This is a genomic window from Pseudomonas sp. SJZ080 (assembly GCF_007828295.1).
GTDB lineage: Bacteria > Pseudomonadota > Gammaproteobacteria > Pseudomonadales > Pseudomonadaceae > Aquipseudomonas > Aquipseudomonas migulae_A.
Genome location: NZ_VIUK01000009.1, coordinates 174,171 through 198,101, shown reverse-complemented (window position 1 = coordinate 198,101; position 23,931 = coordinate 174,171). Strand labels below are relative to the sequence as shown.

Sequence of the window (23,931 nt, the reverse complement as noted above, 5' to 3'; positions counted from 1 at the left end):
GGGAGGCTGTTTCCTTGCGTCAGCATTGATTTTTGTCAATTTCAAGGCGAGAGCCGACAGTCGGTCTTCCTCGGGCCCTGCGCTCTGGAGTGCGAGGCAATCATTCATTTTGCCCGTTACGGGTTCGAGCCTGACGCATCTGATGAGCGAGCTGGCCAGCCTGGTGGAACAGGCGCGCAGCGGCTCGTTGCGCAGTTCCGAGCTAGGCGGCGCCGGGATTACCGTGACGCAACTCGGCGATCAGAGGGTAGATAGCATGTCGGGGGGGATCTACCCGCTGCAGGTTGTCTTGGTAGGCTTCCGTCGTAACAGCGGACGGCCTTGGGTGAGGGAGGCCAACTGGGACAACGGCGCCGACGGCCCCTTGAGCCAGACGTAGACCACGCGCTCAATGAAGCCAGTTGGGGGGGTGTTGGCACCATTGCTACAACGCGCTTCGCAAGATTGATTGAGGTTTGTCAATTGAAGGTGCCATCACCGAGCGAAAATGATTAAAAGCGCACTTCAGGAGTACAGGCCATGAGCGTCAAGGGCATGCAGCGTACTGACAACCGGTCACCTCCCATTCTGGCTATTTTCCTGGCCACGCTCATGGGTTGTACCGGGTCCAACGAAGAAAGGGCGCAAGAAACGGCGCCGATGTCCGCGATTGCCATGGCAGATAATGTCTGCTCCCTGTGCCACGGGCTGACGGGGGAGTCTGTCTCGCCGCTGGTTCCAAAGTTGGCGGGCCAGCAAAAGGACTATTTGACCTCACAGCTGACTGATTTCACACAACATGGCCGCACTGATGCAGCCGGTAATCGTTACATGGGGGGATTGACCCATTTGACCGGGACTCAGATTGTCGAGCTGGCCGACTATTTTTCCAGCCAGAGCGCCATGAAGGCGCAAGCCGATACGCCGGATGCGCGCGGTGAATCGATATTCCGCCAAGGTTTGCCGCAGACAGGCATCGCTGCATGCAGCTCCTGCCACGGTGTGGATGGACGAGGCAATGGGCTGGTTCCACGGGTGGCGGGGCAGCATGCAATGTATATGGCTCGCCAGATCCTGCGGCTTCATCAACGTGAGCAGGAAACACCCGGGGCCGCGATGAAGCCGACGGAACACGCACTGTCTCAGGCGGATGCCGAATCCGTCGCACAGTACATGACCACACTCGGAACCAGGCAATGATCCCCGGACAGGGCGAATAGATGTCTGCGCGATTCGGGTTCCGGACATGCCTGGATCTCGCCAGCGCTGCTCGCGCCATCGGTCGAGCAACGACGCACACTCCGTTGTTGTTAAGGAGATGAAATGAGTAGCGCGCTTGAGCCGGGCCTGCACCGTATCACTTCGCCATACCTCAAGGACGTCGAAACGATTGTCCGCGAGCTGGACACTGACATCGGCCTGGGTTTATCCAGTGCGCAAGCCCAGGCCCGTCTGAGTCGTGACGGACCCAATGAGTTACGAACCAAACCGGCCAAGCCTGCCTGGCAGTATTTTCTACGGCAGTTTCATGACCCGCTGGTGTATCTGCTGCTCGTCGCCGTGGCCATCACCTTGGGCAGCTGGTTGCTGATGGACGGTCGCGATTGGCCGGTCGATGCGTTGGTCATCACGCTGATTGTGTTGGCTAATGCGTTCCTCGGGTTTTTCCAGGAAGCCCGGTCACAGCGCGCGGTTGCGACATTGGTCAACCTGACCCAGAGCACTTCTTCAGCCATCCGCGACGGAGCCCTGAGGCGTATCCCCAGTCACCAATTGGTGATCGGTGATCTGATGGTGTTGTCCGAGGGTGACTCGGTGGGAGCCGATGCTCGCCTGGTCCAGGCCAATGCCTTGCGGATACTGGAGGCGTCGTTGACCGGAGAGAGTGAAGCGGTTTCAAAAAACACCGCGTGCCCAGACACTGAAGTGCCGTTGGCCGAGCGCGCCAATATGGTGTTCAAAGGCACCGCTATCGTCCAGGGCTCAGGGGTCGGAATCGTCACGGCCGTCGGCATGGCAACGGAAGTGGGAGCGATCGCGCATCTGTTGGATGTCACGACCGAGGAGGTGACGCCTTTGCAAAAGGAAGTGCGCGAGATAGGGCGGATGCTCGGCATAGCGGCTCTGGTAATCGCCACGGTTGTCGTGGGGGCCGTGCTGATACTTACTCCCATTGACACTGTCGATGATGTGCTGCGGGTACTTTTGCTGGGTGTATCCCTGGCGGTGGCTGCGGTGCCCGAGGGATTGCCTGCCGTTCTGTCACTGGTGCTCGCCTTCGGCATGCTGCGGATGGCCCGAAATAAAGCCATCATCAAGCGACTGTCTTCGGTGGAGACCCTGGGGTCTGCGTCGGTTATCTGTACCGACAAGACCGGGACATTGACCCGTTCCGAAATGACCATCCAGCAAACCATGACAGCATCCGGCAAAGGCGTGGTCAGCGGTGTCGGCTACGACCCGAAGGGGCAGATTCATTACCCGGACCTCCCCAAGGGCAGTGGGCCGGTGCATTGTGAAAATGTGTTGTTATTGCGCGGCGGTAGCCTGGCGGGCAATGCCGCGCTCATGCAGAAGGAAGACGGCACCTGGGTGGTTCAAGGCGACCCGACCGAGGCTGCCTTTCTAGTGGCGGAGCGCAAGCTGGATGCGCCGCCACGCAGCATTAAACGTTTTGAGCGCGTGGCTGAAATACCCTTTACCTCTGATCGAAAAATGATGTCGGCACTGGTCATCGATCATGAGCACAATGATGAGCGACTGCTGATCAGCAAGGGCGCACCCGATGTGCTTCTTCAACATTGCACTCACGTTCAAGTCGGCAAGGATATCGTGCCACTCACTGCCGACCTGCGCGCAAAAGCCGTGGCCGATGTGAATGAACTATCGGGGGCGGCCTTGCGCACGCTTTCCGTAGCGTACCGTCCCTTGGCACCTGGTGATGAGGGCGCAATCGGCCCATCCCTCGAAACCGGCCTTGTTTTCATCGGTACGGTCGGCATGAGTGATCCACCGCGCGAGGAAGTCGCGCCGGCGATTGCCGAGGCCCATCAGGCAGGAATCCGCATCATTATGATCACGGGCGACCATCCGCGAACGGCGGCCCGCATCGCCGAGGATCTGGGCATCATTCAGGCCGGCGGCGGGGCGTTGACCGGGGCAGATCTGGACAAGCTGGACGATGCGGCCTTGGCCCAGGCTATCGAATCGACCTCGGTTTATGCCCGAGTGGCGCCCTCGCACAAGCTGAGGATTGTCGATGCACTGCAAGCGCAGGGACATGTGGTGGCGATGACGGGGGATGGTGTGAATGATGCTCCGGCATTGAAGTCAGCTGATATCGGCATAGCCATGGGCATTACCGGAACGGAGGTAACCAGGCAGGCGGGGGAAATGATTCTGGCCGACGATAACTTTTCGACCATCGTCCTGGCTGTTCGCGAAGGGCGGGGGATTCTGGACAATATCCGCAAGTTTCTTCGTTACCTGCTGTCTTCCAATATGGGAGAGGTACTGACGGTTTTTCTTGCCGTTGTGGGGGCCGGTGTCATCGGCCTGGTGGATGAGAGGGGCGGGATTATCCTGCCGCTGCTGGCCAACCAGATTCTATGGATCAACCTGATTACTGATGCAGCCCCGGCCATCGCCATGGGCTTTGATCCGCAAAACGAGGATGTCATGGCGCGCAGCCCTCGCAAGCCTTCGGATCGAATCATCAACACGCGAATGTGGGCAGGCGTCATTGAAGTGGGGTTGGTCATGGCCCTGGCGAGTTTGTTGACGCTCGACTGGATGCTGCCGGGAGGATTGATACCCGGTGATGCGTCATTGGTTCAAGCACGCACTGGCTGTTTTACCGTGCTTGTATTGGCGCAGCTGTTTAACGCGTTGAGTGCGCGCTCTGAGTCAAACAGTGCGTTCATCGCATTGTTCGCTAATCGATGGCTCTGGGGGGCAATTATCCTGGCCGTGATCTTGCAGATTGCAGTGGTGCACTCGTCGCTACTCAACAAGGCCTTCGGCACGAGTGCTTTGACACTGAGCCAGTGGGGATTGTGTTTGGCAATGGCAAGTCTGGTCTTCTGGTTCATCGAACTGCGCAAGCTTCATTTGCGATTGAATAACCAGAAGTGGGTAAACCTGTACATAACGAAACATGAATAAAAGCCCGGGTGCAGCCAGGTTGATCAAAATCAATGGGTAGCCTGTTATTGGCCTCATGCTTTTGTCATCTATCGGTAAAGGCGCCTGGACATGAACATCAACAAGCTGATCGGGATACATACGGTGCAAGGCTGGTGGCGGAGCAAGGTGTCAACAACAGGAAACCTGCGCCTCCTGAGCAAAAGACTCTGGAGACATGACGCAATCTACTTGGTATTGATCTCGCTGGTGTTGATGGCGGGTTATTTTACGGCGTATCACTTTGCTGCTCATGCGTTAAGGGAATTGGTGAACGCCTGCTCCGCTCGTTTCGTGATCGAGCTAGAAGAAGCCGAAATAGAGACGCCCATCGAAGCATTGTCCCGATCCTTGTGCGAATGTGAGGCACGAACACTCCTCAACAAAAACGGAGTTGTACGACTTGCGTTGGTCGACAGGCATTTACTGGACCCGCAGACACTTGAACCTGTAACGGAGGAGGACGGCGAAGTGTGTATCAACGCCCTGTGGGCGCCTCGCGCCGAGGTGGCCAAGCGCCTGCCTCTTGAGTGACAGACTGTGAATCGTCACGATCTATCAATTCATGGTTTCAGGGCATAAGAGAAATAGCCGTGGATAACCTGTACAGGAACCGGCTCCACATTTTCAGGCGCTGCAGGCATTCGTAGTGAATCACCACCGCGACGATCACCACCAGCGAGTGATCCGCGTCACTGCCAGCATTCGCCAGCCCCCAGGGTCAGGACGATGCCACGTCAGTGCTTGCCGGTTGCGCGGCGAGCTGCAGAGGCAATAGAGGGGCGAACTCTTCTGGGGTCAGGGTCTCCTTCTGCAACAAAAGGCGGGCACCGGCATCCAGCTCCGGGCGCAGTCTTTCAAGGAGGGTTTTGGCCCGTTGCGAGGCCTCGTCCAGCAATGCACGAATGGCCAGGTCGATTTCCCGTGCGGTTTGCTCCGAATAGTCCTTTTCGCCGGGGCCAGGCATTCGTTCGCCGAGCCAGGTGGCGTTGCGGCGCTCCAGTACCGCCTGACCGAGTTCGCTGCTCATGCCGAAGCGCGTGACCAACTGGCGGGCGATGTCTGTTGCGTGGGTCAGGTCATCGGCGGCGCCGGTGGAAATCTCCCCGGTGGCGAGGAACTCGGCCGCGCGACCCGCCATCAGCACGACCATTCGGTCCTTGAGCATCTGGCAACTGATGAGAAAGTGATCTTCGGTCGGTCGCTGCAGGGTGTAACCCAGCGAGCCAATGGCCCGCGGCACAATCGAGACTTTGTGCACCGGGTCCATGGCCGGCAAATGACTGGCAGCCAGCGCATGCCCCATTTCGTGATAGGCAACGACCTGGCGCTCCTCGGGTCGCAACACGCTGCTTTTGCGCTCGACGCCGGCAATCAGCCGTTCGACGGCGGCGGTGAAGTCGACAAATTCGACCACGTCCGCGCCGCGTCGGGTCGGGTCGGGTCGCGACAATCGCCGCCTCGTTCACCAGATTGGCCAGGTCCGCACCGGTGAAGCCGGTGGTGATGTCGGCGATACGCTCGCTATCGATATTCGGCGCCACGGTAATTTTCTGCAGATGAACCTTGAGGATCGCCTCCCGGCCCCTGCGGTCCGGGCGGTCGATCAGCACTTGCCGATCGATTCGTCCCGCCCGCAACAATGCCGGATCGAGAATTTCCGGCCGATTGGTCGCGGCCAGCAACACTACGCCTTCGCGAGGATCGAAACCGTCCAGCTCCGAGAGCAGTTGATTGAGGGTTTGCTCCTTCTCGTCATTGCCACCGAAGGCGCCGACGCCGCGCATCTTGCCCAGCGCATCGAGCTCATCGATAAAGATGATGCAGGGCGCAGCCTGGCGCGCCTGCTCAAACAGATCGTGGACCCGCGCGGCACCGACGCCGACGAACATTTCCACGAACTCCGACCCCGAGATCGAGAAAAACGGCACGCCGGCTTCACCGGCGATAGCCTTGGCCACAAGCGTCTTGCCCGTGCCGGGCGGGCCGACCAGCAGCGTCCCCTTGGGAATGTGCGCGCCGAGGCGGGCGTAGCGGGCCTTGTCCTTCAGAAAGGAAACGATTTCCATCAGTTCAAGCTTCGCTTCATCGATTCCGGCAACATCGGCGAAGGTGACGCCGGTATCCCGTTCGACAAACACCTTGGCCCTGGATTTGCCGATACTCATCAAGCCCCCCAGGCCCTGTTTTTCGGCGAAACCGCGGAACGCAAAGTGCCAGGCCGTCATGATCAGCATCAATGGCAACAGCCAGCCCAACAGCCCACTGAGCAAGGTGTTCTCATTGACGCCGCTGAACCTGACCCTCGCCTGCGCCAGGTCCGCGGCCAGCGTCGGATCTACCCGCTCGGTGGTGAACAGTTCGCGGCCATCGATGGGCTCAAGCAATTTCCCACTGATCCGGTCTTTCTCTATTTGCAGATCGCTGACTTTCTGCTCGGTCACCAGTTGCAGGAACTGACTGTACGGAATGCTTTGCACGGCATGACGTTCGGCGGACAGAAACTGCACGAGGGCCAGCACCAGGAATGCGATCAGGAAATACGAGAGGTTCCACTGATTATTGTTTTTCATGGCCATGGCCCGACGAGAACGTTTACGCCAGCAGCAGATGGTCTTCGACCCTGCTGACGCCTGGTACCGACCAGGCGGCGCGTTCGGCGATCTGCCGTTCACGCCACAGGTGAACCCGGCCTTCGAGCGTCACGACATCGCCTTCGACTTTGACGCGGATATCCTTGGCCTCGACTTCGGTATGGCGTTTGAGCGCATCTTCGATGCGTTGCTGGATATCGAAGACGTCCAGTCGCGGCCGCAGGGTCAGGCGATTGTTTACAGCGATCACCCCGGTCAGCTTGCGCACTGCGCGTTCGACGGTTTCCTTCTGATATTGCCAGTCGACTTCGCCTTCCAGCGTGATCCGTCCGCCCTGCACAATGACTTTGACATCGCCCTCTGGAACGTCACAGCTCCAGTGGATGATTTTCAAGGCGCGGGTAGCGATGGTGTCGTCTGCCGTTCCGGCATTCCGATCCAACCTCACTTCGATTTCTTCAGCCAGCGCACGTACGCCCTTGACCCGTTTTACCGCGCGTTCTGCGTTGACTTTCTGAGCGTAGCTTTTTACGTGCCCCGTCAGGGTGACCACGCCATCCTCCACCGAGACGCCAATGTTGGCGGCGTCGATTTCAGGCTGGAATTCAAGTTCTTCCAGAATGCATTGACGCAGGCTCAAGTCGCTCATGACGGTGTCCTCGGTCGGATGTAAGAGGGCAGGGAACAGACCCCGATATTTTTTTCTACGCCTGAGCGAAAAAAATTTCCTTGAGGAATATCAATAATGCCTGTTTAGCCTGGCATTGAACGGCCCGCACACAAGTCAGCGGTTTTTGACAAAGATCAGCGCCGCAACAGGCCACGCCAAATCGTGCGCCGCGCAGCCTGATGATCGTCAAGCCTGCGTCCGGTTTCGTCTGAACACTGGGCCGGTCATGCCGGCAGTTGATAAAAATCAAGCGCCAGCCAGGCAAAAAGAGCGATCAATGACGCACTTGTCAACGCTCGGGAGAGGGCCATGCGAATCACTTTTCTGGGGGCCGCGGGCACGGTCACCGGCAGCAAGTACCTGCTGGATCACAGGGACCGGCATGTGCTCATCGACTGCGGCCTGTTTCAGGGCTACAAGCAACTGCGCCTGCACAACTGGGATCCTTTCCAACTGCCGGTGCGGAATCTGGACGCGATTGTCCTGACCCATGCGCATCTGGATCACAGCGGCTACTTGCCGGTACTGGTGCGCAACGGCTATCGCGGTCCGATCTATGCCACGGGGGCGACCTGTGAACTGGTGAAAATTCTTCTGCTCGACAGTGGGCGCCTGCAGGAGGAGGAGGCCAGTTTTGCCAATCGCCATGGTTTCTCCAAACACGCGCCGGCATTGCCGCTGTACACCGAGCAAGACGCCGAGCAGGCCTTGAAGCTGCTGCACCCGATCGAACTGCATCATCGGGTCGAGATCGTGCCTGGTCTGAGCATCCTGTTGCGCGGGGCCGGGCATATTCTCGGCGGCGCGACGGTGGAAGTCGTCGCCGACGGCCTCACACTGCTGTGTTCAGGCGATCTCGGGCGACCCAATGATCCGCTGATGTTTGCCCCCGAAACCGTCGATCAGACCGATTACCTGCTGGTGGAATCGACCTACGGCGACCGCAAGCACCCTGACGAAGACCCGCAGCAACAACTGGCCGACGTGATCAATCGCACGGCGTTGCGCCACGGCATTACCCTGGTGCCGTCATTCGCGGTCGGGCGGGCGCAACTGTTGATGTATCACTTGTACCGCCTGAAGCAACAGCATGCGATCCCGGATCTGCCGATCTATCTCAACAGCCCGATGGCCACGGATGTCACGCGTCTGTACCAGCGTTTTCGCAGCGAACACCGGTTGTCGGCTGACGCGTGCGAGGGCATGTGCCATGGCACGTTTTTCGTGCGCTCGACCGAGGAATCGATCGAACTGGACAAGCGGCGCACGCCGGCGGTGATCATCGCAGCCAGTGGCATGGCCACCGGCGGACGCGTGCTGCACCACCTCAAGGCGTTGGCACCGAACCCGCTGAACTCGCTGCTGATGCCGGGTTTCCAGGCCGGCGGCACGCGTGGCGCGCAGATTGTCGCAGGTGCGCCTTCGGTGCGCATTCACGGCCAGGACGTGCCGATCCGTGCCGAAGTGGTGCCGATGCAGACCCTGTCGGCGCATGCCGATGCCTATGAGATCATCCAGTGGTTGCGCGGCTTCAAACGCCCACCGAAACACACCTTCGTGGTGCACGGTGAACCCAATGCATCGGACGTGCTGCGGCGGCGCATCAGTCTGGAACTGGGTTGGTCGGTGTCTGTGCCGGAGTATCGCGACAGCGTCGATCTGGCCGCTGTCGGTGAGAGGCAGAACAGTGCCTGACCCCGTTGCTGACGATCGTCATCGTGCGCGCCTACAAGCCGTTCTTTCTCAGTCGCCCGGCGACGCTGCAGGTAGTCAGTGCCCTGGCGGGGGGGCCTGCTGGCCATCGGGCTGCCGTACAACCGGATGGCCGTTTCGCCGGGCCTGGCGCCTTTGCCATTGCCCATCCTGGTGGCGGTGTTGTCGATCAGCCTGCTGTAGATGGTGTGTGCCGAACGCGTGAAACCCGTGTTCTCTCGCCTTCAACGGCCGTCACGGTGACTCGCGGGGGGCGGCGCGGTCATCGGTTGGGCGTGCTCCCTTGCCATCAGCCACTCCCGCCAGGCCTGGTGGTATTTCTCATCCGCACATTTTTTTGCGGCTGAAAACTTGTGCATGGTCTGGGTGGAAAAGGGTTCATCCAGCACGGCATAGGCTTGATCATTGAGGCGACCGGCCTCAAGAAACAGTGCCTTACAGTGGTTGATGGCGTCGCTGTCGATCTCGCAGGGTTTGATGGGCATGGCGGTTGACCTTCGGCAAACAGGCAGTCGAGTCGGGGGTGTTCAACGACGTCCTGATCACGTGCTATTCCTCACGGGACCAGCGCACGTTCACGCCGTATTCACTGTCGCTGTAGTGGTATTGAGCTGCCTTTGAACGCTGCTTCCAGGGCGTGCCCCAGGCGATTGGCGAGGTGAATACCGGTGGTGGTCACGACGAGGTCGTCGGTCGCGTCATCGAGTTTGATAATGCGTTCGAGGGCATGCTCGGCCTTTTCCTTTTTCTCGGTGTGTTCAATCAGCTGGATGATCTCGCCACGGTGCTTGTGCAAGAAGCTGCCGGACAAAGTCAGGGTGCCCGCAGGCCGGTCGTCCTCGATGCGCCGACAGGCTGGACAGGTCAGTGTTTGCGCACCGTGAACCACGGTGTTTTCCGGGCGTTTCCAGCTCCAGGTTCCTGCGCCATACACAGCCTCACATTTTGGGCAGACGGCAGCGCCTTCTATGCGTGACGCACTATAGGGATCATGGGCGGGCGTTTTGAACAGTTTGTTTTTTTGGCTTTGCTGAAACTTGTCCATGATGTTCCTCCAGACAAATGAGAAGAATCGACGCGTGGTGAAACTCACCCCGTCATTTCGACGCGATCCGGGTTCGAGCGGGTTGATCTTTATCAACTGCAACGCAAGCGCTGAAAACCGTTCGGGTCAATGCGCCGGGCTTGCACGTGAGGCGACAGGAGGCTCGGGCTGTGCAGGATTTTGTTGATAAAAATCAACGCCGCCGGGGATAGTTAATAGACCCTTCCTGAACGTGGAACTGGCAGGGGAGCGATCCGATGGCTCACAGCAAACTGGTGTTTCGCGGGGCTGCCCGCGAGAGAATTCTCAGCGGTGCCACCCAGCTGGCGGACGCCGTGCGTGTGACGCTGGGCCCCAAGTCCAAATCGGTGTTGATTCAGAATAAATGGGGTAATCCAACGGTCTGCAATGATGGTGTCACCATTGCCAAGCGTATCGATCTGCTGGACCCGGAGGAAAACCTCGGTGCGCAAATGCTGCGTCAGGCTGCCGAACGCACCGGTGACGCAGTGGGGGACGGCACAAGCACTTCAACGGTGCTGGCCCACGCGATCCTCGCTGACGGCATCCGCAACGTGGTGGCGGGCGCCAGTGCGATCGACCTCAAGCGTGGGCTCGATCGCGGCCTTGCTTTGGTTGTGGAGTCTTTGACGGCGCTGGCGCGACCGGTGAGTACGCCCAGGGAAAAGGTCCAGGTCGCAACGCTGTCAGCGCATAACGATGCGGTCATTGGTCAACTGGTGGCCGATGCCCTGGAGAAGGTCGGCATTGAAGGGGTGGTCAGCGTCGAGGAATCCAAAACCACTGAAACGGTGGTCGAGGTCATGGAAGGCATGCGCTTTGACCGAGGTTATGTCTCACCGTATTTCGTCACCGATACCGAAAAAATGCAGGTGGAGCTCGATGACGCTTATCTGTTGTTTTGCGACCACAAGATTCTGAACCTCAAGGAATTGCTGCCGCTGCTCGAACTCGTGGCCAAGAGCGGCCAGCCCCTGGTATTGATTGCCGACGACATAGAAGGCGAGGCGTTGACCACGCTGGTGGTCAATCAGATACGCGGGGTGCTGCGAGCGGTGGCGATCAAGGCGCCGGGCTTTGGTGACCGGCGCAAGGAAATGCTGCAGGACATGGCTGTCCTGACGGGAGGAACGGTGGTCTCCAGCGACTTGGGCATTACCCTCGAACAGGTCGAATTGAGCCAGTTGGGCCGGGCGCATCGGGTGGTGGTGCAAAAGGACAGCTCGGCGTTGATCGGGGGCGCGGGCAGCCGCGAGGCCATCGAGGCGCGACTGCAGCAAATCCGCGCGCAAATGGAAGCGACTACCGCCAGCGCTTACGACCGTGAAAAGCTTCAGGAACGGTTGGCCAGGCTCTCTGGCGGTGTCGCGGTGATCCGGGTCGGGGCGCCGTCGGAAGCCGAGATGAAAGCGCGCAAGGACGCGCTGGATGATGCCATTTCGGCAACCCGTGCAGCCATCGCCGAAGGCATTGTGCCGGGCGCGGGCATGGCCCTGCTCAAGGCTGTTCCGATGATTGCAGCCGAAGAGGCGCGTTACGAAGGGGATGCCCGCACCGGCTTGCAAATCATGCGGCGCGCGCTTGAGGCGCCGGCCAGGGTCATCGCTGAAAACTCGGCGGTGGATGCCGGCGTCGTTGTCGCGCGGATGCTGGCGGAGCCCGGCAACATCGGCTTTGACGCTTCGGCCAATTGCTACGTCGATCTTTACGAGGCCGGCATCATCGACCCGGCCAAAGTGGTGCGGATTGCCCTTGAAAATGCCGTGTCGGTGGCCAGCGTCCTGCTGCTGACCGAAGCGACATTGACTGACATTCCGGAAAAGGAATCGCCGGTCCCGCCAGCGTTCACCGAGTGAGGGCCGGCGTTGGCCGGCGTTGGCCGGCGATGGCGCCGGACCAGGTCCCCTTGCCACGTCCTGGCGGTGTAGCACTACCGCCACCCCTGAAAGGAGGAACGCCCCATGAACATCGACCAGGCCATCTCCACCCGGCACTCGACACGGGAATACACGACGCAGGCTGTGGATGAAGTGGTCATCGTGCGCCTGATCGGTGCCGCCACCCTGGCGCCGAGCGCGATGAACCTGCAACCCTGGCGATTCACGGTGATTCGCGACCAGGCATTGCTGGACCGTATTTCACGCGAGGCAAAGGCCAGCCTGCTCGAAACGCTAGCACCGGGAGCGCAATCGGAACGCTTTCATGCGTTGCTCGACGACGAGCACTTCCAGATCTTCTACCACGCACCAGTATTGATCCTGATCTCGGCTGAAGCGCCGGGGCAATCGGTGGTCGAAGACTGTGCGTTGGCCGCCCAGAACCTGATGCTGAGCGCCTGTGCAGAAGGGCTTGGCACTTGCTGGATCGGTTTTGCCCAGCGATATCTCAATACTCCGCAAGGCAAGCAAGCGCTGAATCTTCCGCAAACGTGGGTCCCGGTGGCACCGATCATCGTCGGTCATCCGAAAACCGAGCCGGCGCCCGTTGCCCACCAGGCACCGCAGATTCGCTGGATTGGTTGATGCGTCAAGGGCCGTCCTCCGGTGATGGGGAGCGCCCAGGCATTAATCCCTCGGGGCAGGGGACGGATCGTCGATTATTGCTGCGACGAGTGGCCGCCACTCGGCACGGACATTTTCGGAGGCTGCGGCGCATGAAAAAACCCCTTGCCGGTTTCCCGACAAGGGGCATAAAGATGCGGATTCACTCGCCCTTGATCGGCACGACCTTATCCGCTTTCATGGCTTCGGGCTTTTTCGGCAGCGAGATGCTCAATACGCCTTTGCTGAAGTGCGCTTCGATCTTCTCGGCGTCGACCCCTTTGGGCAGGTTGAACACACGCTCGAAGGAGCCGTAGTGACGCTCGCTCAAGTAATAGCCTTTGCGTTTTTCTTCCTTGTCCTCTTTCTTTTCACCCTTGATGGTCAGGCTGCCGTTCGACAATTTGATCTCGATGTTCTTCTGATCCATGCCGGGCAACTCGGCGGTGATCTCGAAGCTATTATCCTTTTCGGTGATGTCCACGGCAGGCAAGCCGCGTGAGATCAGATCACGTGGGAGGAACGATTCGACATCGAACAGACTGCGACTGAAAGGCGATATCAATGATCCGCGATGGAAGTCCTCGAACAGGTGATCCACCTGTTGCCGGAGTTTCTCCAGCGGGCGCCAAAAGTCGGTTGTCACGGGCACCTGGCTCGATTTTTCGTCCCCATGTTCGTGCATTTTTTTTACGGAATTGCTCATTTTCGGTACTCCTCTCGGATTGAAGGTGGAACGACGAGCACTGTCGGCGAACCACCCGGATTGAACGAGCGTCTTACAGCGTCAATGCCCCAGACCACAGCATCCAGCCGGCATAGGCCGCTGCCGCCCAGATGATGATCAACAAACCCGTTTCCGGACCGCTGAGGGGCTGGCCCTCACGGGCCTTCAGCGTGCCGAGGTAGATCAATGAGCCAGGGGCGTAGAGCAAAGCGCTGAGCAGCATGTATTTGGGCCCGGCGGCGTACAGCAGCCAGACGCAATACAGGGAAGCGATCAGCGCAATGGCCAAGTCACGTACTTGCAAGGCGCGATGACCGGCGTAGGTTTCGCCCTGCCAGGTCATTTTCAGCGCATACAGACTGCTGAGCAGGTAGGGCAGCAAGATCATCGAGGTGGCAAGGGAAATCAGTGCCAGGTAGCTTGCGCTCGAGTACAGCGTCAGCAACAGAAACAGCTGGATGCACCCATTGGTGAGCCACAACGCATGGGCCGGTACGCCACGGGCGGACTCCACGCCAAGTGACGGCGGCATGACCTTCTCCTTGGCCGGTGTGAATACTGATTCGGCCGCCAGCAAAGTCCAGGCGAGTAGGGCGCCGCCAACCGAAATGATCAGACCGATGCTGATCAGCACCGCACCCCATGGCCCAGCGGCAGCCTGCAGTACGCCGGCCATCGAAGGGTTTTTCAGGGCGGCCAGTTCCGGTTGTTTGAGGATGCCCAGTGACAACAGGGAAACCGCGATCAGCAGTAACAGGGTGATGACAAAACCAATGACAGTGGCGCGGCCGACATTAGCGCGCTCTGCGGCGCGGGCGGAAAACACATTGGCACCCTCGATGCCGATAAACACCCAGACCGTCACCAGCATTGTGCTTTTGACTTGGTCGAGGGTGCTGCCCAACGCAGGCGTGCCCCAGAAATCCACCATGAAGGTTTCGCGCTGGAATGCCGCGATCACAAAACCGATGAACAGCAGCAACGGCACGATCTTGGCCACGGTGGTCAGGGCGTTGACGCGAGCCGCCGCACGCATGCCCCGCAGGACCATCCAGTGCAACGACCAAAGCACAACGGACGCACCAGCAATCGCTGCCTTGTTATTGCCTTCGCCAAATTGCGGGAGGAAGTAACTCAGCGCGGCAAACAGAATCACCAGGTAGCTGACGTTCCCGATCCACGCACTGATCCAGTAGCCCCAGGCGGAGTTGAAACTGAGAAAATTGCCGCCCAGAGCCCGGGCATAGGCGAATACACCGTTGTCCAGCGCCGGCTGGCGGTTGGACAAGGTCTGGTAGACCAAAGCCAGCGACAGCATGCCAACCCCAGTGATCAGCCAGCCAATCAGGATCGCTCCGGCTCCGGCGCTGGCGGCCATGTTCTGCGGCAGGCTGAAGATGCCGCTGCCGATCATCGAACCCACCACCATAGCTACCAGCAGGCTCAGAGTCAGACGCTTGGGCTCCGTCTTGCGCAAACTGCCGGCCAGCGGCGGATGCTGGGTGGGGGAAACACCCGGTTGAATGTCTTGCAGTTGAGTAGCCATGACGCGCCTCCACGAGACAGGATGGTCGGCATTGGTCGCGGGTGCGGTTATGCGGACGTCGAGGTTTAATCTCGTCGAGAAGCGCGGGGAGGTGTTTGATTAAAATCAACTGAGGAAAAAAAACGCATTTGAGGGTGAGTACGCGTGGGAAAACAGGAAATCCTGTGCGCAAGCTATTTGTAATAGTTGCGTCCTGACACAGGATTTTGTGGGCGATGACTGATGTTCATAAGCGGCTGTAACCCTGGATTTTGGGGCCCGATAGCCAGAAAACGGGTTAGAGTGCTCATCAATGTCTGTTCATAAGGACCCTCCACTCGATTTGCGTAGTCGCGCCAAGCGGCTCCAGCGAACGAACCGGGCCAAAAAACCGTATATCAATCGTTATGTGAAGAATGAATCGTTCGCTGTTTGTTTCTCTAGATGGGCCCAAGGGAGCCGGCAAAACCACACTGTTGGAGGCCGTCACGAAAGTACTCAGGGCAGACAACAAAAAGGTAATCCGACTTTGCGAGAAAAAAAGCGATCCCTATCGAGGTGAAACAATGGCCCTCGTGAACAAACTCGTCAGAAACCCCACCCGGGAATTAGAGTTACGGGTTTGTGAGCGCCTTGCAGATAGCCGTACCTGGATTTCCCGGCACGTATTGGTTAAACAGCCCCCAGACAGCATCATCCTGATCGATCGCTGGTACCCGTCTGATGCCGCGTTTCGCCGGATAATCCCGTTTGCAGATATTCTGCAGTTGAACATTGATCGAAACGTGCGAGTGCCAGACCTGCATGTCGGGGTTATTACCGACCCTGATATTTCATGGGCGAGGGCGGCGGCCCGATCGCGTGGGCTGAACAGTACGGTGATCAATAAGCTGGAAGAACATGTCGCTTGTACCCAGGCGTTCGAGCGAGCGATTGCAGATAACGGCTGGGTTTTATGCCGTAATGAAGGACAGATCGAAGATGCAACGATGCAGGTGGTTTCGGAGATACATGATTTAACATAATATACATTATGCGAATGACCCCAACAGACTGTTAGGGCGTGTCTCGGCAGATTTTACTTCACGATGCCGGTTTTTCGTTCGGTCCGGCTGGTATCAGCTACGACGGTGAATTGCGCACCACGCTTCGACGGATCAATGCGCGCTGCTGCTTCGTGCGGTGCCTGAGTTTCTGCCGGTGTTTCGCGAGCTGCTTGAAGCTGCTGATTTCTACCGGTGAACCACGGATCGAACGCACCGTTTTTGACGAATACCAAACAGGCGCTCATCGGAACCTCAATCGGCGTGCCTTGTTGCGTGTAGCAATTACAGGACCCGCGGGACTCTGACGACATGCAGGCAGCAACCCGAGGGAAATCAGTCGGTGCGGTCAACTGGTCATAAACCGGCGCCGTGTGTAGCTGAGTTGGAATCCTCGGTTTAAGCGTTTCCTCGGTCCAGATCGGTTTGGCCTCACCGGTCGAAATCCCAAAATTGCTAGGCGCCGAAATGGCCGCTGCCTGAACAGCTTTCGTCGTCACGGGATCTGCCTGGGGCTGTTCGGGATCACTGGTCAGGTGATGAATAAACTTGAACGCCATGACAAAACCGACGATGGCCACCAAGATTGCAGCCGCGAGAATCACTAACATTTTGACCGGCGGTTTCGCCTTGTGCGTGTCCAAAACGGTCGATGTGTACAGCGTGAAAACCTTCGGATCAGTCTTCACCAACTGGCTCTGGCCGAGGTTTTTCGCAGTCTTCGAAGTCGGGTCGTTCTGCACACCTTCCCACGTATAACGGACGCCTTTCATGTTCCAAGGGCGATGGTAATTGACGTGAGGATTCGCCAATTTTCGAGCGAATGGATGAATGAACATCGGGCTTTGGGTGATGAAGATGAAGTCCTTGCCGGTGTGCCGATGGACAGCAAAATCCTGCACCCAATCCGGCGCTTCCCGGCCTAAATCAGTGCCACAAAAACGCTGAACTTCGTCACAAATCACGACAGCACCGTCAGGCAAATCACGCCATTCCTTGACGTGCTCAATCTCAGTTACGCCGTGTTCAGCAGCGTTAAAACCCTTGATCGGCGTGCAGAATTTGGGACGGTTCGCGTAGTCCTTGTTGTGCAAAAAATCCCAGAGTTCATTGGAGGTTTTGCCCGCACCGGGCAAGCCTGTAACGAGCTTAAGCATCGCCTTTACTCCCCGCACGTTGGTAAGCAGCTTTCGCGACTTTCATGCCTATCGCCATCGTGTAAGCGGCGAAAATCACGGAAACCGCATCGAAAATGCCAACGAACTGAAAGAAGTGAACGGCATCGGCAGACATGCCATTGAGCCGCTGCATAATCTGGTTTTGCAGGTAAGTAAAAATCGGCGTAAGCACCGTGGCAGAAATGACGACGGTACCGGCAACAGCCAGGAGCTTTGGAAGCAGCCACGAAGCAACGGCGGTCAACGCTGGAATGAGAACGGCCCACATGATTTACACCTCTCTCGAAACGATACGAGCGGCGAACAGATAGGCACCGGCCAACACCATCAGGCGTACCCAACTGATCGAATCGCAAACTTTGGAAAATTCCATCGACTGGCTCATGCCCATGACGGAAAACTGAAAATCAGGAAGGCATTTGCCACCACCGGTACCAGAGCCCGGCGTGCTGCTTTGGAACTGGCCCAGCAACGTATTGGCTTGTTGATCCAGAGCCGACTGGTGTGCATCGAGCGCGGCATACGCGGCATTAACTTTCGCGTCAGCAGCAGACTGTTCAGCGGCAGTCGGTGGAGCCATCAACTTGCAGGTGTCGATATGCGCCTGTTTCAAAATTGCGCACTGGAACGGATCGCCGTCACAGGCTGGAGGCGTGAGGCAACTATCTGTAGTGGAAGCTGTGCCCTCTCCTTCCCCGCAGTCATCGCCTGTGCAAGTACCGTTGCCACCGGTGCCAGTACCATTGCCATTGCCGGTACCAGCATTAGGAGTAGTTTCCAAACCGCCGCCATTGGGCGTGCAAGCACCTTTACAAGACGTCTCAGTGGTCGTTGAACCGTTGGGTTTTGTTGTCGAATGGGTTGTCGTCGTAGAGGTTTTGACGGTGCAGGTTTTCACATCAGTGCAGACAGTATTGGTCGATTCCTTCACTGTCGTGACCTTTACACTGCCGTCAGAAAGTGTCTGTGATGTGGCACTGATCGACGTGCTTATGCCGTTGGAATACGGCTGTTTCGTGATGCATTTATAAGCGCCATTAACCGTACCGCACTGTTGCGAACCCTCTTGATCGGTCGCTTTTGTTTGTGTGCAGGTCGACCCGCCGCCTCCAGTACCAACAGGAGCGCAACCAGTTTCAGAAGTCTTAGTTTCCGGTTCTTTAGGTGGGCATGGCTTATCGGCTGTACAAACGGCATCGGCAGCATCTTTTGCACCACTCGGATTTGCAAGTCCGCTGAACTTACCTATTACGTTGCAACTTACGGCACCGGCAACGTTAAGCGTGCATTCGGAACTTGAGATTGTTGTTACTTGGCATTTAACACCCGCGTCTGCAAATGATGGAGGCGCGGTCGCTTGCCCCGTTGAGCTTATATTGCCTGTAACAGTGTATTTGGTGCCCTGATAACCGGGATTGCCCTCACCTGCTGCCTTTAAAAACTGACAAGGCGCATCGCCTTCTGACTCAGTAAACTTTACACACTGTGAAACAGTAGCATCCCAAATCATAGGATTAGATGCAGTACCGCCAGTTTGGTCTTTGCACTTATCACCGGGCTCTAACGGTTCTTCTGCGGCAACACACATTGCAAGCACTGGATCATATGTTTTTCCACCATAACAACCGTCGCCACCACGATTTGCATAAGCGTATGCATACGAAAATTGTTCTTCATTACTGGAAGCGAACTGAAAATAGAACGCACACATAACCCGACTATCACCCTGCATAGTCACTTGTGCTCGGGTGAACCTCGGATCGCCGGGATACTGCGAAGCACCGACGGCATTACAAAACCCGGACGCGCTTGAGTTTGTAGTGTATCCGTCAGTCCAGAAGTAATCGACGGCAAAACTCTGCATTGAAAAGAGCAAGCAGCCGAACAGGGCTGCGGCTTTAACGCGAGTGAATAAGCTCACGGCTGCATACTCGATAGAGTGGAAGATGCGGGTCAGTTACGGCGAGCCTCATGCTTCGGCTCTGCCTTAAACTGTCCCTTTCTTGAAAAAAAACGCCCCGGTAATTAGCCAGGGCGTTACTGTCCCGCTATTGGCTTTCAGCCCTGTTAGAAAGCACCACGGATGTATTTGAAGGTTTTGACGATGACGACAACACCCAGAACAGCGGCACCGATGACGCCACAGGCGGTACCGGCCTCGGTCAATGCTGCCGTTACGGTTGCAGTGTCGATTGCGGCATGAGAAGCACCGGCAGCAACAGTCAGGCCAGCGGCTACAGCGGATTTTACAGTGTTGGAAAGTTTCATTTTTTGTTGCTCCATTTTTGTTTGGCAATATTGCCGGGGGGGTTTACTGCTCTATTGCTTTTTTCAACAACCCGAAAATAATAATCATCACAACGAGATACATCACTGCGCCAATCAAATCATCGAGCTGCTGTTCGGTCATACCCGATTCAGCCGGGTATAAGGTTGAACTCTTTACTTCGGTGTATATGCAGTTAGTCGGAGAGCCGCCTTCGGCAGAGCCGGGATTGAGGCAAACCACCATGTAGACGTTTTCCGGTAACTGCGACATGGTTAAGCGCTCGCTTTCACTGGCACAGGCTGCTGGGACATGCGACGGCCTTGGCGCGGATCGACGTTGAATTCAAGCCGTCCATCACGAACATCGGCGATCACATCACACTCATACATGCCCGGTTGCGGAACTTGCGACTGAGATTCAGCATAAAAACTGGCCTTCTGCGGATAAGGACAGTTCGGAATGTGTACGAACGCCTCGAACATGCAATACGGCTTGCCCGATTTGGCAGCAGTACCAGTACGATTAATGCCGGTTACTTCGACACGAATAGTTTGATTATTGGACATAGGTATAGCCTCTCTTCTGACTTTTGGATTCGGGACTTTAAGCCCGGTAATTTATTTTGCTCGATTGAGCGGGGTTTAATAACCCATCCATTCCGCAACAGAAACAGAGCCCGATTCTTGATAATCGAAGAACCATATTTGTTCCGGTTTCACGCCTTGCTCTTTTCGTTCATCAAGAACTTTGATTGTTTGTTGAACACTCTCGGCAAGCACCGGGTTCAAGAACGCAGCTTTGCACCGGTTCTGAAACTCCAGTTGACGACGTTGCCCTGTGCTAATGGCTGTTCCTTGCCGACTATGAATCATGATCGAGCCCACCGCCCTAACAAGTTTATGCAAATGCCAGCGCCGATAAATAGCGCGACAGTTTCAATCAGCGAAACCAACATTACGCGGCCAACCTAAGGTGAGTTGGACGCTTATACCAACTTGGCGGAGCAATACCTTTAACCGGATTTATTTCGCGCATTTCACGAATGAACACATTACTAAAATTAGAAATGTCACACGAATTACGAATATTGATACCGATACGGTTTAAACGTGCCGCATGGGTTTGGACTTGTTTCTTATTAAAGTCGAACTGCTGGCCAGTCATCCAGAGTTGAGCGTACATAGCCGTTGTGTTTGCGGCCAAAGTAGAATCCACTACTTTTTCCAATATCAATTGCTGGGCAATACTGGCGTAGTCCATCTTCGTCACCTTTAAGCGTTCGTCAACGCTAAGAAACTCTGTATGCAGAGCGGAGAATTTGCCTTCATCAAAGAGGCCCCAGAAACATAGCTTTTCACGGCTTAGAAATTCACTTTTTAACTCTTGCTCTAGTCGGACGATACCTGTCTCTGAGGCATAGTTATAAATGTCCTGAGCGTATTTAAATTCAGGCGATGTTTCGCCAAAAGCGCGCTTAACCTTGGGTAAATGTTTATCGAGTATTTCGAACGCCTTGTCATAAGCCTTACGGTATTGAAGGCGAGCACCCTTCCCGCTTCCTGATGTCGTCCAATCAACTGACTTACCGTTCGGGAAAAGTCGACCAATCGAGTGGCCAATTCGTTGCGTCGATAAACCGCGCAAATAAGCAGTTTCGTTGCCCTTCCCTACCGCAATGTTGGTCGTCAAATCGATTCGATGAATCGAGCAACCATCGGCCCAGAGCTGGGAGCTTTTAGCGCCTGATTCACCCTGACGAATCTCAAACCGGGTGCACTTTGTAAACGCAGGCAAACCGTATTGGGCAAGCAAATCGTTATAAACAGAAATGCACTGCTCTACCGTTTCGAAACCCCAAAGGTTGTCGTGGCGATTCAACCGCGAGGGGTTCCCGTCAATCGTGATTTTTCGGCCTTGAATCTGAATGTTCACCCTGGAGCTGTGGCTACCTTCGTGCTGAAAACGAGGCTGACGGCTGCTCAAAACTTCACCGGTGATGGTATCGATGGTTTTGGTCACGATGTCGCACACGACCGGGAGGTCGTAGTCGAATTCTTGGGAAACCTTGAGCCAGTCAATGAACATTCCGTGTTTCCTGATGCACATGTACACAAATCACATTTGCGATCATTGTGAACATGAGAACTTGTGATCGTCAACACAAATCACATCTAGACACGTAACATGTAGACAGGTGGACTAATGGGAAATGAACCAATGAGCAAAACCATGCGGCTTTCGGACGCCGAGCAAGAGGCGATTCGGCAGAAAGCTATAGAAATCAACAAGTTACTGATAAATAAAGGGCACCCTCCCCTGAAAGACAGCGAGCTTGTGCACAAAATCCTTGCGAAAGCAGTACCTTGCGTTCAACTCAGCAAAGACGGGGAGATCATTCTCGAGGGTTTGTGATGCCGAAAACCGTGGGAGTCCACGGTAAAGTGGGGGTGTAACAACTCCCCCACCCGCTTCGCTCCGAAAGCCATGGAGGCCCGATGCTGAAAATCTGGATTTTCATCTTGATGATCGACGGAAAGCCGCTGGAGGCGTTTCCCAGCGACTCAGAGGCAGACTGCAAGCGGAAGATGGCTCTTCTGCTGGCCCTACAACGCGAAAGCGGGAACACAGCGTCAGGAGCTTGCTACATCAAGATCGCTGAAAAATAGGACCTCCGGGACCTGAACGGCGATGGTGCTGGACGTCACGGGACCGCGCAGGCTGCGCGAAAAACCGCGTAACAAGCTCCGGGCAGAACATGGCGCGACGTGCCCTCAGGGCGATGCAGGAAGCGTTGCACGCGAAAGAACCCTCAGTGATTTGTCGATCGCTGGGGGTTTTTTGTTGGGCGGAAGAAAGGCCGGCTTTGCCGGGTACCGGCGCGGATGTTGATGTGCCTGGCATTCGATGTGCGTGGCGCCTAATGCCCTGCGGGCGGTCGAGGTATGGCGAATTCAGAGATTCAGGATGGCTGCGCAAGCGTCCTGCAGGGCCTCTAAACGCTGGTCAAAATCGGCGGTTTCTCTGTCGATATCGGCCAGTCTTGAGCGCATTTTTCTGGATTCAGCTATGACGCGCGGATAGTCGGAAAGCACGTAGGTGACAGCATCGAGAGGATCGCGGGACGGAGCATAGAGCGTGGCATCGCGGATGAGGTGATCGGGGATCTGGAGAGTGGTTCGCATAATGGCCGTTACATTAAACGACCCACGGAGGCGCGGCCAGTTTCCTAGGCCGCTCAACGTAACGCCCTGCATTACACGTAACAAGATGTTTCGCAGCTGGCCCCGTTGCACGCAGATCTGGCGCTGCTGATTTCCCCCTCAACCCTCATTCTCTTGTCAGCTGCTCAATCAACGCCGAATGCTCGGGAAACTCCACACAGAGCTTTTGTCTGTCGCCCATCCGCATATCCGCGAAATCAAACCCTGGCGATACTGCCTCACTGATCAAACCGAATCCTGCTGGACCACTCAACAGCTGCGAAGCTTTCCAGATGCCGCCCGGTACATGCAGCTGCAATAATTCTCCAGCGATGACGTTGCTGCCCATCACGACAGTTCTCAATTCGCCGTCCGGAAAAATCAGGCTGTACCGAATGGCATCGCCCAGATGGTAGTAATGCACGATATCGGACTGGTTAAAGTGAAATTGGCCGATCGGAGAATCTGTGGTCAACAGGTAATAAATGGAGGTCATCAAATAACGTGGACCACGAACCGTCTCTATCTGAGGCTGCTGATCAGCCTGAAAAGTTCGCCAGTAGTAGCCACCCTCGACGTGCGGTTCCAGGTTCAGAGCCGTCACGATTGCTTCACTGTTTAGCCGCACTTGTTGCTCCATATACCATGATGGCAAATAGCTATACTAAATAGCCCTTTAGTTAAGTTATTCAATCATCACGCCGCACTTGTGTTCACCACCTTTGCGGTGCGAATGAACAATGCGCGCACTTTTTCCCAAAAATTTCCGCCCAGTACAAAAAAGCTACCGATCAGCATCAGGTCGCCCAACAATTGCAATTGCCAGATATTCGGCCTGAGCCCAGGCCAGATACTGTCTACATAGGGTTCCAGAAATCCGGAAATCAGCGGCAGACAAAACATCAACACGCCGATCCGATGACGCCACGGCCCAACTTCGGTGTCGACTGTCGGTGCCAGTGAAGACACGTAGCCAAATACACTGCTTTTAAGCTGCTGAAACCCCGCCTTGCCCATGACCGCGATGACGATAATCAACAGCACCTTGTTACTGATAAAGAGGACGCCCGTCAGCGCTGCGATCCTGGAACCCGAGATGCCCGCTGCTGCCACGATGGGCACCATCAGCCATGAGCCGAGCATCAGGCAAATGATCGCGATACCCAGTTTGAAGCGCCATCCAGCGGTATGGGGTGCATTCATGGTTGTCATTCCTTTGTGACGGGTCGTATTAAATGTGAGGAC

At 56.5% G+C, this 23,931-nt stretch carries 26 protein-coding genes and 3 pseudogenes; 11 read left to right on the top strand and 18 right to left on the bottom strand.

Features of this window, described 5'->3' with window-relative positions; all coding sequences use genetic code 11:
• Positions 1–109: 109 nt before the first annotated feature.
• From FBY04_RS14845 to FBY04_RS14830, 4 genes are all read left to right on the top strand, one after another.
• Positions 110–379, top strand: coding sequence for a 2-oxo acid dehydrogenase subunit E2 (locus FBY04_RS14845; RefSeq protein ID WP_256666902.1), 270 nt, complete (start codon positions 110–112; stop codon positions 377–379).
• A 140-nt stretch (positions 380–519) separates the two neighbouring features.
• Complete coding sequence (locus FBY04_RS14840) at positions 520–1,179, top strand: c-type cytochrome (protein ID WP_084323290.1); 660 nt, start codon at positions 520–522, stop codon at positions 1,177–1,179.
• A gap of 123 nt (positions 1,180–1,302) precedes the next feature.
• Complete coding sequence (locus FBY04_RS14835) at positions 1,303–4,143, top strand: cation-translocating P-type ATPase (protein ID WP_145315669.1); 2,841 nt, start codon at positions 1,303–1,305, stop codon at positions 4,141–4,143.
• A 90-nt stretch (positions 4,144–4,233) separates the two neighbouring features.
• Positions 4,234–4,695: a hypothetical protein gene (locus FBY04_RS14830; protein WP_145315668.1), complete on the top strand. Its 462-nt coding sequence runs from the start codon at positions 4,234–4,236 to the stop codon at positions 4,693–4,695.
• 76 nt (positions 4,696–4,771) lie between these two features.
• Here FBY04_RS14830 and FBY04_RS33205 read toward each other — a convergent pair.
• The 3 genes and pseudogenes from FBY04_RS33205 to FBY04_RS14815 form a co-directional block, all read right to left on the bottom strand.
• Positions 4,772–4,866: pseudogene (locus tag FBY04_RS33205) on the bottom strand (two pore domain potassium channel family protein); the annotation flags it as partial.
• A gap of 16 nt (positions 4,867–4,882) precedes the next feature.
• Positions 4,883–6,734: pseudogene (ftsH, locus tag FBY04_RS14820) on the bottom strand (ATP-dependent zinc metalloprotease FtsH).
• 22 nt (positions 6,735–6,756) lie between these two features.
• Positions 6,757–7,404 (bottom strand): BON domain-containing protein, encoded by a 648-nt coding sequence (locus FBY04_RS14815; protein WP_084323287.1) that lies wholly within the window; start codon positions 7,402–7,404, stop codon positions 6,757–6,759.
• A gap of 330 nt (positions 7,405–7,734) precedes the next feature.
• Between FBY04_RS14815 and FBY04_RS14810 the strand changes: the two genes are divergently transcribed.
• A complete protein-coding gene (locus FBY04_RS14810) occupies positions 7,735–9,120 on the top strand; it encodes an MBL fold metallo-hydrolase RNA specificity domain-containing protein (protein ID WP_145315667.1) in 1,386 nt (461 codons plus the stop codon).
• A 78-nt stretch (positions 9,121–9,198) separates the two neighbouring features.
• Positions 9,199–9,321: a hypothetical protein gene (locus FBY04_RS32750; RefSeq protein WP_256666901.1), complete on the top strand. Its 123-nt coding sequence runs from the start codon at positions 9,199–9,201 to the stop codon at positions 9,319–9,321.
• A gap of 41 nt (positions 9,322–9,362) precedes the next feature.
• Here the strand turns inward: FBY04_RS32750 and FBY04_RS14805 are convergent, their stop codons facing one another.
• Entirely contained in the window at positions 9,363–9,623 is a 261-nt protein-coding gene (locus FBY04_RS14805; RefSeq protein ID WP_084323285.1) for a hypothetical protein, read from the bottom strand.
• 64 nt (positions 9,624–9,687) lie between these two features.
• A pseudogene (locus tag FBY04_RS14800) lies at positions 9,688–10,183 on the bottom strand (BCAM0308 family protein).
• A 257-nt stretch (positions 10,184–10,440) separates the two neighbouring features.
• On the opposite strand from FBY04_RS14800, the gene groL reads away from it, so the two are divergent.
• Both groL and FBY04_RS14790 read left to right on the top strand, forming a co-directional pair.
• The gene (gene groL, locus FBY04_RS14795; RefSeq protein WP_084323283.1) at positions 10,441–12,060 is read left to right on the top strand and encodes a chaperonin GroEL; all 1,620 of its coding nucleotides are present in this window, start codon (positions 10,441–10,443) and stop codon (positions 12,058–12,060) included.
• A 105-nt stretch (positions 12,061–12,165) separates the two neighbouring features.
• The gene (locus FBY04_RS14790; RefSeq protein WP_145315666.1) at positions 12,166–12,726 is read left to right on the top strand and encodes a nitroreductase; all 561 of its coding nucleotides are present in this window, start codon (positions 12,166–12,168) and stop codon (positions 12,724–12,726) included.
• A 181-nt stretch (positions 12,727–12,907) separates the two neighbouring features.
• Here FBY04_RS14790 and FBY04_RS14785 read toward each other — a convergent pair whose 3' ends face one another.
• On the bottom strand, positions 12,908–13,450 hold the full coding sequence (locus tag FBY04_RS14785; protein WP_145315665.1) for an Hsp20/alpha crystallin family protein: 543 nt from the start codon (positions 13,448–13,450) through the stop codon (positions 12,908–12,910).
• Between the two features lie 73 nt (positions 13,451–13,523).
• Positions 13,524–15,017 (bottom strand): arginine-ornithine antiporter, encoded by a 1,494-nt coding sequence (gene arcD, locus FBY04_RS14780; RefSeq protein ID WP_145315664.1) that lies wholly within the window; start codon positions 15,015–15,017, stop codon positions 13,524–13,526.
• Between the two features lie 395 nt (positions 15,018–15,412).
• Between arcD and FBY04_RS14775 the strand changes: the two genes are divergently transcribed.
• Positions 15,413–16,021, top strand: a complete 609-nt coding sequence (locus tag FBY04_RS14775; RefSeq protein WP_145315663.1) for a dTMP kinase — start codon at positions 15,413–15,415, stop codon at positions 16,019–16,021.
• Between the two features lie 53 nt (positions 16,022–16,074).
• Here FBY04_RS14775 and FBY04_RS14770 read toward each other — a convergent pair whose 3' ends face one another.
• The 8 genes from FBY04_RS14770 to FBY04_RS14735 all read right to left on the bottom strand — a co-directional run bounded on the left by FBY04_RS14770 (position 16,075) and on the right by FBY04_RS14735 (position 21,571).
• On the bottom strand, positions 16,075–17,196 hold the full coding sequence (locus tag FBY04_RS14770) for a zonular occludens toxin domain-containing protein (RefSeq protein ID WP_145315662.1): 1,122 nt from the start codon (positions 17,194–17,196) through the stop codon (positions 16,075–16,077).
• On the bottom strand, positions 17,189–17,485 hold the full coding sequence (locus FBY04_RS14765; protein WP_145315661.1) for a DUF2523 family protein: 297 nt from the start codon (positions 17,483–17,485) through the stop codon (positions 17,189–17,191). Before FBY04_RS14765 ends, FBY04_RS14770 begins: the two co-directional genes overlap by 8 nt.
• Positions 17,486–17,488: 3 nt before the next feature.
• Positions 17,489–18,928: a virulence factor TspB C-terminal domain-related protein gene (locus tag FBY04_RS14760; RefSeq protein WP_145315660.1), complete on the bottom strand. Its 1,440-nt coding sequence runs from the start codon at positions 18,926–18,928 to the stop codon at positions 17,489–17,491.
• Positions 18,929–19,284: 356 nt separating this feature from the next.
• Positions 19,285–19,485 carry a major capsid protein gene (locus FBY04_RS14755; RefSeq protein WP_145315659.1) on the bottom strand — a complete coding sequence of 67 codons (201 nt, stop codon included), beginning with the start codon at positions 19,483–19,485 and terminating at the stop codon, positions 19,285–19,287.
• Between the two features lie 43 nt (positions 19,486–19,528).
• Positions 19,529–19,756: a hypothetical protein gene (locus FBY04_RS14750; RefSeq protein ID WP_145315658.1), complete on the bottom strand. Its 228-nt coding sequence runs from the start codon at positions 19,754–19,756 to the stop codon at positions 19,529–19,531.
• 2 nt (positions 19,757–19,758) lie between these two features.
• Positions 19,759–20,052 (bottom strand): propanediol utilization protein, encoded by a 294-nt coding sequence (locus FBY04_RS14745; RefSeq protein WP_145315657.1) that lies wholly within the window; start codon positions 20,050–20,052, stop codon positions 19,759–19,761.
• Between the two features lie 75 nt (positions 20,053–20,127).
• Positions 20,128–20,358 (bottom strand): hypothetical protein, encoded by a 231-nt coding sequence (locus tag FBY04_RS14740; RefSeq protein WP_256666900.1) that lies wholly within the window; start codon positions 20,356–20,358, stop codon positions 20,128–20,130.
• Positions 20,359–20,440: 82 nt separating this feature from the next.
• Entirely contained in the window at positions 20,441–21,571 is a 1,131-nt protein-coding gene (locus FBY04_RS14735) for a phage/plasmid replication protein (RefSeq protein ID WP_145315656.1), read from the bottom strand.
• Between the two features lie 132 nt (positions 21,572–21,703).
• On the opposite strand from FBY04_RS14735, the gene FBY04_RS14730 reads away from it, so the two are divergent.
• Entirely contained in the window at positions 21,704–21,898 is a 195-nt protein-coding gene (locus FBY04_RS14730) for a hypothetical protein (protein ID WP_145315655.1), read from the top strand.
• Positions 21,899–21,981: 83 nt separating this feature from the next.
• Positions 21,982–22,152, top strand: coding sequence for a hypothetical protein (locus FBY04_RS32360; RefSeq protein ID WP_178118283.1), 171 nt, complete (start codon positions 21,982–21,984; stop codon positions 22,150–22,152).
• Positions 22,153–22,437: 285 nt separating this feature from the next.
• Here FBY04_RS32360 and FBY04_RS14725 read toward each other — a convergent pair whose 3' ends face one another.
• From FBY04_RS14725 to FBY04_RS14715, 3 genes are all read right to left on the bottom strand, one after another.
• Positions 22,438–22,668, bottom strand: a complete 231-nt coding sequence (locus tag FBY04_RS14725; RefSeq protein WP_145315654.1) for a hypothetical protein — start codon at positions 22,666–22,668, stop codon at positions 22,438–22,440.
• 145 nt (positions 22,669–22,813) lie between these two features.
• Complete coding sequence (locus FBY04_RS14720) at positions 22,814–23,326, bottom strand: cupin domain-containing protein (RefSeq protein ID WP_145315653.1); 513 nt, start codon at positions 23,324–23,326, stop codon at positions 22,814–22,816.
• 56 nt (positions 23,327–23,382) lie between these two features.
• Complete coding sequence (locus FBY04_RS14715) at positions 23,383–23,889, bottom strand: transporter suffix domain-containing protein (protein WP_371927814.1); 507 nt, start codon at positions 23,887–23,889, stop codon at positions 23,383–23,385.
• Positions 23,890–23,931 lie beyond the last annotated feature (42 nt).

Bases quoted from the DNA above. Each gene is read 5' to 3' on its own strand.
- FBY04_RS14805 (WP_084323285.1), bottom strand. From the start codon at position 9,623: ATGCCCATCAAACCCTGCGAGATCGACAGCGACGCCATCAACCACTGT.
- FBY04_RS14810 (WP_145315667.1), top strand. From the start codon at position 7,735: ATGCGAATCACTTTTCTGGGGGCCGCGGGCACGGTCACCGGCAGCAAG.
- FBY04_RS14745 (WP_145315657.1), bottom strand. From the start codon at position 20,052: ATGTCCAATAATCAAACTATTCGTGTCGAAGTAACCGGCATTAATCGT.
- FBY04_RS14750 (WP_145315658.1), bottom strand. From the start codon at position 19,756: ATGTCGCAGTTACCGGAAAACGTCTACATGGTGGTTTGCCTCAATCCC.
- groL (WP_084323283.1), top strand. From the start codon at position 10,441: ATGGCTCACAGCAAACTGGTGTTTCGCGGGGCTGCCCGCGAGAGAATT.
- FBY04_RS14760 (WP_145315660.1), bottom strand. From the start codon at position 18,928: ATGTGTGCGTTCTATTTTCAGTTCGCTTCCAGTAATGAAGAACAATTT.
- FBY04_RS14775 (WP_145315663.1), top strand. From the start codon at position 15,413: ATGAATCGTTCGCTGTTTGTTTCTCTAGATGGGCCCAAGGGAGCCGGC.
- FBY04_RS32360 (WP_178118283.1), top strand. From the start codon at position 21,982: ATGCTGAAAATCTGGATTTTCATCTTGATGATCGACGGAAAGCCGCTG.
- FBY04_RS14720 (WP_145315653.1), bottom strand. From the start codon at position 23,326: ATGGAGCAACAAGTGCGGCTAAACAGTGAAGCAATCGTGACGGCTCTG.
- arcD (WP_145315664.1), bottom strand. From the start codon at position 15,017: ATGGCTACTCAACTGCAAGACATTCAACCGGGTGTTTCCCCCACCCAG.
- FBY04_RS14765 (WP_145315661.1), bottom strand. From the start codon at position 17,485: ATGTGGGCCGTTCTCATTCCAGCGTTGACCGCCGTTGCTTCGTGGCTG.
- FBY04_RS14740 (WP_256666900.1), bottom strand. From the start codon at position 20,358: ATGATTCATAGTCGGCAAGGAACAGCCATTAGCACAGGGCAACGTCGT.
- FBY04_RS14735 (WP_145315656.1), bottom strand. From the start codon at position 21,571: ATGTTCATTGACTGGCTCAAGGTTTCCCAAGAATTCGACTACGACCTC.
- FBY04_RS14730 (WP_145315655.1), top strand. From the start codon at position 21,704: ATGAGCAAAACCATGCGGCTTTCGGACGCCGAGCAAGAGGCGATTCGG.
- FBY04_RS14715 (WP_371927814.1), bottom strand. From the start codon at position 23,889: ATGAATGCACCCCATACCGCTGGATGGCGCTTCAAACTGGGTATCGCG.
- FBY04_RS14815 (WP_084323287.1), bottom strand. From the start codon at position 7,404: ATGAGCGACTTGAGCCTGCGTCAATGCATTCTGGAAGAACTTGAATTC.
- FBY04_RS14770 (WP_145315662.1), bottom strand. From the start codon at position 17,196: ATGCTTAAGCTCGTTACAGGCTTGCCCGGTGCGGGCAAAACCTCCAAT.
- FBY04_RS14835 (WP_145315669.1), top strand. From the start codon at position 1,303: ATGAGTAGCGCGCTTGAGCCGGGCCTGCACCGTATCACTTCGCCATAC.
- FBY04_RS14830 (WP_145315668.1), top strand. From the start codon at position 4,234: ATGAACATCAACAAGCTGATCGGGATACATACGGTGCAAGGCTGGTGG.
- FBY04_RS14725 (WP_145315654.1), bottom strand. From the start codon at position 22,668: ATGCGAACCACTCTCCAGATCCCCGATCACCTCATCCGCGATGCCACG.
- FBY04_RS14840 (WP_084323290.1), top strand. From the start codon at position 520: ATGAGCGTCAAGGGCATGCAGCGTACTGACAACCGGTCACCTCCCATT.
- FBY04_RS14790 (WP_145315666.1), top strand. From the start codon at position 12,166: ATGAACATCGACCAGGCCATCTCCACCCGGCACTCGACACGGGAATAC.
- FBY04_RS14785 (WP_145315665.1), bottom strand. From the start codon at position 13,450: ATGAGCAATTCCGTAAAAAAAATGCACGAACATGGGGACGAAAAATCG.
- FBY04_RS14755 (WP_145315659.1), bottom strand. From the start codon at position 19,485: ATGAAACTTTCCAACACTGTAAAATCCGCTGTAGCCGCTGGCCTGACT.